This window comes from Aeromonas enteropelogenes (assembly GCF_020097295.1).
Classification (GTDB): Bacteria; Pseudomonadota; Gammaproteobacteria; order Enterobacterales; family Aeromonadaceae; genus Aeromonas; species Aeromonas enteropelogenes.
Genome location: NZ_CP083625.1, coordinates 1,119,001 through 1,125,000, shown reverse-complemented (window position 1 = coordinate 1,125,000; position 6,000 = coordinate 1,119,001). Strand labels below are relative to the sequence as shown.

3 protein-coding genes and 2 rRNA genes (1 of these 5 only partly in view) are annotated in these 6,000 nt (G+C 58.6%); 3 read left to right on the top strand and 2 right to left on the bottom strand.

Annotated features, from left to right (window positions below; genetic code table 11):
* The 3 genes from LA321_RS05250 to LA321_RS05240 form a co-directional block, all read left to right on the top strand.
* Window positions 1-1,100: ribosomal RNA gene (locus LA321_RS05250) — 23S ribosomal RNA — on the top strand; it begins 1,789 nt to the left of the window's first position.
* Window positions 1,101-1,218: 118 nt separating this feature from the next.
* Window positions 1,219-1,333, top strand: a 5S ribosomal RNA gene (rrf, locus tag LA321_RS05245).
* Window positions 1,334-1,746: 413 nt separating this feature from the next.
* A complete protein-coding gene (locus LA321_RS05240; protein WP_042070993.1) occupies window positions 1,747-3,699 on the top strand; it encodes a ligand-gated channel protein in 1,953 nt (650 codons plus the stop codon).
* 80 nt (window positions 3,700-3,779) lie between these two features.
* Here the strand turns inward: LA321_RS05240 and LA321_RS05235 are convergent, their stop codons facing one another.
* Both LA321_RS05235 and LA321_RS05230 read right to left on the bottom strand, forming a co-directional pair.
* On the bottom strand, window positions 3,780-5,168 hold the full coding sequence (locus LA321_RS05235; RefSeq protein ID WP_042070991.1) for an ATP-binding protein: 1,389 nt from the start codon (window positions 5,166-5,168) through the stop codon (window positions 3,780-3,782).
* 4 nt (window positions 5,169-5,172) lie between these two features.
* On the bottom strand, window positions 5,173-5,895 hold the full coding sequence (locus LA321_RS05230) for a response regulator (RefSeq protein WP_042024967.1): 723 nt from the start codon (window positions 5,893-5,895) through the stop codon (window positions 5,173-5,175).
* Between the last annotated feature and the right edge of the window lie 105 nt (window positions 5,896-6,000).

Below are 6,000 nucleotides of genomic sequence, written 5' to 3'. Positions count from 1 at the left end.
CGAAAGTGGACGTATAGGGTGTGACACCTGCCCGGTGCCGGAAGGTTAATTGATGGGGTTAGCGCAAGCGAAGCTCTTGATCGAAGCCCCGGTAAACGGCGGCCGTAACTATAACGGTCCTAAGGTAGCGAAATTCCTTGTCGGGTAAGTTCCGACCTGCACGAATGGTGTAACCATGGCCATGCTGTCTCCACCCGAGACTCAGTGAAATCGAATTCGCCGTGAAGATGCGGTGTACCCGCGGCTAGACGGAAAGACCCCGTGAACCTTTACTACAGCTTGGCACTGAACATTGAACCTACATGTGTAGGATAGGTGGGAGGCTTTGAAGGCGTGACGCCAGTTGCGCTGGAGCCGTCCTTGAAATACCACCCTTGTATGTTTGATGTTCTAACGCAGGCCCCTGAATCGGGGTCGCGGACAGTGCCTGGTGGGTAGTTTGACTGGGGCGGTCTCCTCCCAAAGAGTAACGGAGGAGCACGAAGGTTGGCTAATCCTGGTCGGACATCAGGAGGTTAGTGCAATGGCATAAGCCAGCTTAACTGCGAGACGGACAGGTCGAGCAGGTACGAAAGTAGGTCATAGTGATCCGGTGGTTCTGAATGGAAGGGCCATCGCTCAACGGATAAAAGGTACTCCGGGGATAACAGGCTGATACCGCCCAAGAGTTCATATCGACGGCGGTGTTTGGCACCTCGATGTCGGCTCATCACATCCTGGGGCTGAAGTCGGTCCCAAGGGTATGGCTGTTCGCCATTTAAAGTGGTACGCGAGCTGGGTTCAGAACGTCGTGAGACAGTTCGGTCCCTATCTGCCGTGGGCGTTGGATGATTGAAGGGAGTTGCTCCTAGTACGAGAGGACCGGAGTGAACGAACCTCTGGTGTTCGGGTTGTCACGCCAGTGGCACTGCCCGGTAGCTAAGTTCGGAATCGATAACCGCTGAAAGCATCTAAGCGGGAAGCGAGCCCTGAGATGAGTCATCCCTGACCCCTTGAGGGTCCTGAAGGGCCGTTGGAGACCACAACGTTGATAGGCGGGGTGTGTAAGTGCAGCGATGCATTGAGCTAACCCGTACTAATTACCCGTGAGGCTTAACCATACAACACCCAAGAAGTGTTCTAAGGCTTGTAGCAAATAGAATGAACTACTCAAATTCAGTGATAGCGAAGCCAACAGGCAAATCGTTATTCACGTCAGCTTTCTGGATTAAGAATTTGCCTGGCGGCCATAGCGCCGTGGAACCACCTGATCCCATGCCGAACTCAGAAGTGAAACGCGGTAGCGCCGATGGTAGTGTGGCATTCGCCATGCGAGAGTAGGACACTGCCAGGCACCCAACATGAAAACCCCGCTCATTGAGCGGGGTTTTTTATTTCCTGTTATTTAGCGTCTAAGCATCGTCCCTGCTGCGCTCGCCATGGCAGCCTTGCCCGGTGTGCCAGTCCATTCTTGACTCACCAGATACCCTGTGCCGCTTCCGGCTGGGATTCCCCAGTTCCCTCCAGACCGAAAATAATTCATATAAAACATAATGTTATGTTTAGCTACGTATTGAGCTCACAAAATACCAAATGATAATGATTATTGTTCGATCTTCATGGCAATGATAGTTACAATTCGGCCTGATTGATAAGTTGTTCTTCATATGGACCTTATTTATCTCCTTCCTGGCAGGAGGCCAGGATGGTGCAACGACTGAAGTAAGGGAATACGCCTCTTTCCTACTTAAACGTTCAGGCCAGAAGATGATAACAGTGAAACCGAACAAGCTTGCCTTGCTGATCTGCTCCACGCTCTCCATGCAGGCCCTTGCCGCCGAGTCCGAAGTGATGGTGGTGACGGCTTCCGGATTCCAGCAGAAAATTGAGGACTCTGCGGCATCCATCTCCGTTATAACCCGTGAACAGCTGGAAAAACGCGCCTATCGCGATGTCACCGATGCGTTGAAGGATGTACCCGGGGTGGTGATCACCGGCGGGGGTAGCAGCAGCGATATCAGCATCCGCGGCATGGGCTCGAAATACACCCTGATGCTGGTCGATGGCAAGAAGGTAGATAGCCGCGGCACCCGCCCCAACAGCGACGGTCCCGGCATCGAGCAGGGCTGGCTGCCACCGTTGCAGGCCATCGAGCGGATTGAAGTGGTGCGCGGACCCATGTCTTCCCGTTATGGCTCGGATGCCATGGGCGGCGTCATCAACGTCATCACCCGCAAGACTACGGGTATGGCGTGGCAGGGCTCGGTCCATGCTGATTCCACCTTCCAGGAGAACAAGGATGCGGGCAACAGCTTCCAGACCGATGCCTACGCCGCCGGCGCCTTGATCGACAACGTGCTTGGGCTGCGCTTCAACGGCCAGCTGGCCCATCGCGGTGAAGACAAGTTCGCCCAGGGCTTTGCCGAGCAGGAAACCCGCAGCGGCACCGCCGTACTCAGTTTTAATCCCAACGAGCAGAACCGTTTCGATCTGGAGGCCAGTCGCAGCCTGCAGGATCGGGATCGTACCCCGGGTAACTCCGTCGCTGACAATGCCAAACCCAGCCTCAACCGCTATGAGCGTACCAACTACGCGCTGACGCATACCGGCCAGTATGACTTTGGCTCTTCCAGCAGCTACCTGCAGCAGGAGATCAACACCAACCCGGGCCGTCAGATGGAGTTGACCAACACCATACTGGACACCCATACCCAGTTCATTCTGGGGGATCACTATCTGAGCGTCGGTGGCCAGTATCGCTATGAAGACCTGCAGGATCAGGGTAATACCCTAAAGGTGGCGAACCCGGCCAGTGAGCTGACCCGCTGGAGCTGGGCACTGTTTGTCGAGGACGAGTGGTCTCTGACCGAGACGTTTGCCCTGACCGGCGGTGTCCGGATGGATCGGGACCAAAACTACGGTACTCACTGGAGCCCGCGTCTCTATGGGGTATGGCACCTGGATGATGCCTGGACCCTGAAGGGGGGCGTCTCTACCGGCTATCGCTCGCCGGATCTGCGGATGTCTGCGGCCAACTGGGGTCAGGTCACGGGTGGCAGCACTCTGGACGGCATGCTGGTCGGTAATCCGGACCTGAAGCCGGAGACCAGCGTGAGCGAAGAGATCGGCCTGCTGTGGGATGGCGGCCAGGGCCTCAACGCAGGTGTGACCCTGTTCAACACCGACTTCAAGAACAAGATCTCCGAGGTGCGTCGCTGCTCCAGCAAGAATGATCCCGCCTGCACCCTCAATGGTCACAGCTACGACTTCATCAGCGATCGCATCAACGTCGACAAGGCGAACATGCGCGGCGTCGAGAGCATGCTGGAGTGGGCGATCAACGAGGATTGGTCAGTCAGCTCCAGCTACACCTTCACCCACTCCGAACAGAAGAGCGGCCCGCTGGCCGGCCATGCGCTGAACCAGATGCCCCGCCACATGTTCAACGGTAGCGTTGATTGGCAGACCACAGAGGATCTCGGCCTCTGGTCCAGGGTCAACTTCCGTGGCGAAACCTCTGAATACCTGAGCCGGGTCAAGATGGCGGAAGGCACGCCCTCCTACACCTTCTTTGACATGGGTCTGGTCTATAAGGCGAACAAGCACCTGAATGTGACCGCTGGCATCTACAACCTGTTCGACAAGACGGTGGATTACGGCAGCTATGGCACTGTGCTGGATGGCCGTCGTTACAACCTCGGCGTGACCTATAACTTCTGATCCCGAGTGCAACGCAACGGGGTCGCCCTGTGAGGGGCGACCCCGTTTTTTATCTCTGTTTTCTCAATGATGGGCAAATGTTAGAGCGGCAGGCTGATCCTGGCCTCCAGCCCTCCTTGCGGCCGATTTTGCAACGTCAGCTCACCGCCGTGCTGATGCACCAGGGTGCGGGCGATGGAGAGGCCGAGCCCCACGCTGCCCGATTCGGTGTTGCGCGCCTCGTCGAGGCGCACGAAGGGCTTGAACACATCTTCCAGATGCTCCTCATCGATCCCGGGCCCGTTGTCGCAGACCCGGATCAGCAGCTCGTCCCGGGTGCGTTCCAGCGACACCTCGGCGCTGCCGGCATATTTGATGGCGTTGCCAATGAGGTTCTGCAGCACCCGGCGCAAGGTGTTGGCCCGGCAGGCGTAGACCTGCTTGCCTTCGGCCAGACAGGTGACCGGCTGACCGGTATCGGCATAGTCGTCGCACAGGCTCTCCAGCAGGCTGACCAGATCCAGCTCCCGGGTCGCCTCCTGCTGCCCCTCTTCCCGGGCAAAGCTCAGGGTTGCAGCCAGCATCTGTTCCATCTGTTGCAGGGTCTGCTGGATCCGCTCCTTGTCTTCTCCGTCGGCCAGAAACTCGGTGCGCAGCCGCAGGCTGGTGATGGGGGTGCGCAGGTCGTGGGAGATGGCCGCCAGCATCCGGGTTCTGTCTTGAACGAAGCGAGCGAGCCGGGTGTGCATCCGGTTGAAGGCCTGGATCGATTCCCGTACCTCGATGGGCCCCTCTTCTTTCAGAGGATCGATGTCCTCACCGCGACCGAGACGATCGGCATTGGCCGCCAGCTGTTTGAGGGGGCGAGTGGCGCGGCGAAACAGCAGCACCATCAGGCCAATCACCAGGCTGGCGACAAGCATCAGGTTGAGGGTGGTCTGCCAGGACCAGCTGCCCGCTTCTTTGTCCACCAGGGAGCTGAACTGCAGCCAGCCCCCCTGGGGCAGCTCGATGGAGCCATAGAGCCGCATGTCCCGTGGCGGCGGCCCCTTGCGATCCCGCATCATACGGGCGTGGTGCTCCCACGCCTTGCTGCGCTGGGAATCCTGCTTCAGCTCGGCGCTGATCTCGACATCGAGCCCGGCCGGATAGCTGAGGCGGGAGCGAACCAGCTGCTCGAAGCGGGGGCTGCGATTGTCCGGTCGCAAGGGTTCATTCGAGAGACGTAGCAACAGGGTTTCGCTGCGGCTCGCCTTGAGGATCTCGTCATAGAGCGAAGGGGGGGAGAGGGAGAGCAGGCGCACCACAGAGATGATCCGTTGCATGGCGTTGCGGCTGTTGACGAAGCCGAGCGCCTCCTCCCGATCCGTGCGATAGATCTGGATACTGAGCAGCTGGATCAGGATTAGCCCGGCCAGCGCCACCAGGATGATCTGGCCGGTCAGTCCCTTGGGCCACAAACCCGAGCCGAGTCGCTTGAAGGCGGCCATCAACTTATACCTGCGTCACATCGGCGGAGAACATATAGCCTCCACCCCAGATGGTCTTGATGAGTTCGGGATTCTTGGGATCCCGCTCCAGCTTGCGGCGCAGCCGGCTCACCAGGGTGTCGATGGCGCGATCAAACGCCACCGCCTCGCGTCCGCGGGCGAGATCCAGCAGTTGATCCCGGCTCAGCACCCGTTGTGGTCGCTCCAGAAACACCTTGAGCAGATCGAACTCGGCGGTGGAGAGGCTCAGCCCCACGCCATCCTCGTCGACCAGCTCCCGGCGGTTGATATCGAGCAGCCAGCGATCAAAGCGCAGATCCCGGGTCAGGGTCTCGGGCGAGGGTTGGGTGTCGGCCTGGGTGCGGCGCATCACCGCCTTGATCCGGGCCAGCAGTTCGCGCGGGTTGAACGGCTTGGCCAGATAGTCATCGGCCCCCATCTCCAGCCCTATGATGCGGTCAGTCTCTTCGCCCATGGCGGTGAGCATGATGATGGGCATGTTGGATTTCACCCTCAGTTCGCGGCAGAGGGTCAGGCCATCTTCACCCGGCATCATCAGATCCAGCACCAGCAGATCGAACTCGCGCTCCTCCAGCAGCCGCTTCATCTCCTTGCCGTCCCGGGCGCAGCTGACCCGCAGGCCATGCTGTTCCAGAAAACGCTTGAGAAGATCGCGGATCTCGCTGTGATCGTCGACGACCAGAATGTGGGTGCTGCCTTGATTCATGACTGCCTCTCTTGCTTGGGGTTGGCTCGAGTATACGGAAATCCCTTGCTGGGTTTGTGTCAAAGTGTGCCAGATCAGCAAGATGCCACACTCTGCTACAAAAAA

What these genes read in the sequence shown, in the direction of transcription:
- LA321_RS05240 (WP_042070993.1), top strand. Translation starts at nt 1,747, where the DNA reads ATGATAACAGTGAAACCGAACAAGCTTGCCTTGCTGATCTGCTCCACG.
- LA321_RS05235 (WP_042070991.1), bottom strand. Translation starts at nt 5,168, where the DNA reads ATGGCCGCCTTCAAGCGACTCGGCTCGGGTTTGTGGCCCAAGGGACTG.
- LA321_RS05230 (WP_042024967.1), bottom strand. Translation starts at nt 5,895, where the DNA reads ATGAATCAAGGCAGCACCCACATTCTGGTCGTCGACGATCACAGCGAG.